The organism is Clostridium sp. (genome assembly GCF_051656525.1).
Lineage (GTDB): Bacteria > Bacillota > Clostridia > Clostridiales > Clostridiaceae > Clostridium.
Genome location: NZ_JBOGCC010000337.1, coordinates 1 through 1853, shown reverse-complemented (window position 1 = coordinate 1853; position 1853 = coordinate 1). Strand labels below are relative to the sequence as shown.

Here is a 1853-nt window from a genome sequence, read left to right as displayed (position 1 = left end):
TCCCTTTTATTCGATTTTAATATGGATGCATGATTCCCAATTAGTAATATTATAATGGGGAGAGGTGCATCCATATTATTCAAATGCAATTCTCACAATAGAGAACTACATCTATACTATATATTATTCCCCATTCAACAACAAATCATACAAAATTAAAGACGTTTGAAACGTAGTGGAAAACTCTTTAATTTTAGCTTTTTGAATAAACGCAGTGTTTCAAATAAGCTTTAATACAATCATACACTCATGATTATTATTTACTAATCATTATCTTCTACCATACATTCTTATATGCATCTAATAATTATTATTAAGTAATATTGCACAAAAAAAATCCCTATTCTTTGTGCAATATTTTTCTTGCAATTGTTATTTGGAAATGGTATAATAAGATATAAAGATAAATAAAGGAGACATTGGTATGTCACAAATCAAAAAGGAGCTAAATGTAATGGAAGATAGAATTTTTATTAAGAATGGGAAGCAATACACTGAGGAGAAGTTAACAGATATCTGGTTAGATGACCAATACACGCCACATCAATTCGAAACTTGGTTAATTAAAAAAGGATATAAAGTAATTTCAGGAGGTGCAGACAATGACAAGTAGAGGTTTAAAAATAGGGAAGCAATATCTAGTAGATGGTGATTTATTATATTGTGTAGCCGTTGGAGATGATGCATACAGTGGATACAACTGTTCAGAGTGTGGAAGGGAATTGAAAAAAGGTATCTGCTTTATGGATCGGCTGGATGACCAATTTACAACTAATATGATTTTTGGCAGTGAATGTATTAAAAAATTAGATATACAGGTTGTATAGTAGCCCAAGCGGTTACTCTTTTTTATTGTAAAATTTTTTAACAAAAAATTAAATTAATAGTCATCAAGTCAAGCCGTCTAACATATACTATAGTATAGAACAATTTAATAAGGGGTGTTAATTATGGCAAACTATCCTACGATGACAAGAGCCCAAGTAATTAGCAAGATGTCAAAGATGGAGGTAAATGGTCAAACAATACCACAAGAGCTTATAGCACGTTTTGATGAGATATGCGAAGAGTACGCTAGACAGTCAAGAGAGATGTTAAGAAAAGCTTCTGAGAAGGTGACAGACGACAAGGAGGAGGATTAAAACCTCCTTCTTTTTTTTATTTTATTGAATAAAAGTGTCATCTTTGATGGGTATCGAGCATATAATAGAGTATAGAAAAAAATAAAGGAGGGTCAACAAATGACAAAACAAGAAGCTTTACAACTCACCAAACAGGACTTGGAGGCAATGACTAAAAAGCAGATGGTGGAGGTATATGGACTATTCTACAATGCAAAACACATCAAGACAACGTGCAGTAAAAAGGATTTAGCAAACATAGTCAAAGGAGCGATGATGGACTATATCAGAACAGAAGACTTCAACAGGAAATTAATGGGGCGATAATCCCCATTTTTTCTTGACTTTGTACACTATTAGTGGTATACTAAAATAGAATTAAACATCAATTAAGAAGGTGAAGCAATGTTAACGCAACTAATTCTATGGACAGTTGTCACAATTTTACTAAGAATTCTCTATGAGAATCTAAAATAGGAGGAATATCAATATGAGCACGAAAGATAAAATAGTATGTAATTTAATAGGTTATAGTTTTATTATAGGTAGTTTAATAGCAGGTATCTATGGCTTGGGTCTACTTGAAAAGTTATTGTAACGTTTTGAGGTCCTTTGCATAAGATATAGTAAAAGGATTTCAAGGAGGTTATAGTAATGATTCAACGAGCAATGATAATAAACCTTAATACAGAAGTATTGGCGATAGGGGCGGAGCACTATGACATATTAGAG

General features: G+C 32.1%; 4 protein-coding genes. All 4 read left to right on the top strand.

Annotated elements, in window-relative coordinates; translation table 11 throughout:
- The first annotated feature begins 424 nt into the window (after positions 1 to 424).
- The 4 genes from ACRDDY_RS16785 to ACRDDY_RS16770 all read left to right on the top strand — a co-directional run bounded on the left by ACRDDY_RS16785 (position 425) and on the right by ACRDDY_RS16770 (position 1448).
- On the top strand, positions 425 to 613 hold the full coding sequence (locus ACRDDY_RS16785; protein WP_438566085.1) for a hypothetical protein: 189 nt from the start codon (positions 425 to 427) through the stop codon (positions 611 to 613).
- On the top strand, positions 603 to 827 hold the full coding sequence (locus ACRDDY_RS16780) for a hypothetical protein (protein WP_438566084.1): 225 nt from the start codon (positions 603 to 605) through the stop codon (positions 825 to 827). Before ACRDDY_RS16785 ends, ACRDDY_RS16780 begins: the two co-directional genes overlap by 11 nt.
- Before the next feature lie 123 nt (positions 828 to 950).
- On the top strand, positions 951 to 1142 hold the full coding sequence (locus ACRDDY_RS16775; protein WP_438566083.1) for a hypothetical protein: 192 nt from the start codon (positions 951 to 953) through the stop codon (positions 1140 to 1142).
- Between the two features lie 99 nt (positions 1143 to 1241).
- Positions 1242 to 1448 carry a hypothetical protein gene (locus ACRDDY_RS16770; protein WP_438566082.1) on the top strand — a complete coding sequence of 69 codons (207 nt, stop codon included), beginning with the start codon at positions 1242 to 1244 and terminating at the stop codon, positions 1446 to 1448.
- Positions 1449 to 1853 lie beyond the last annotated feature (405 nt).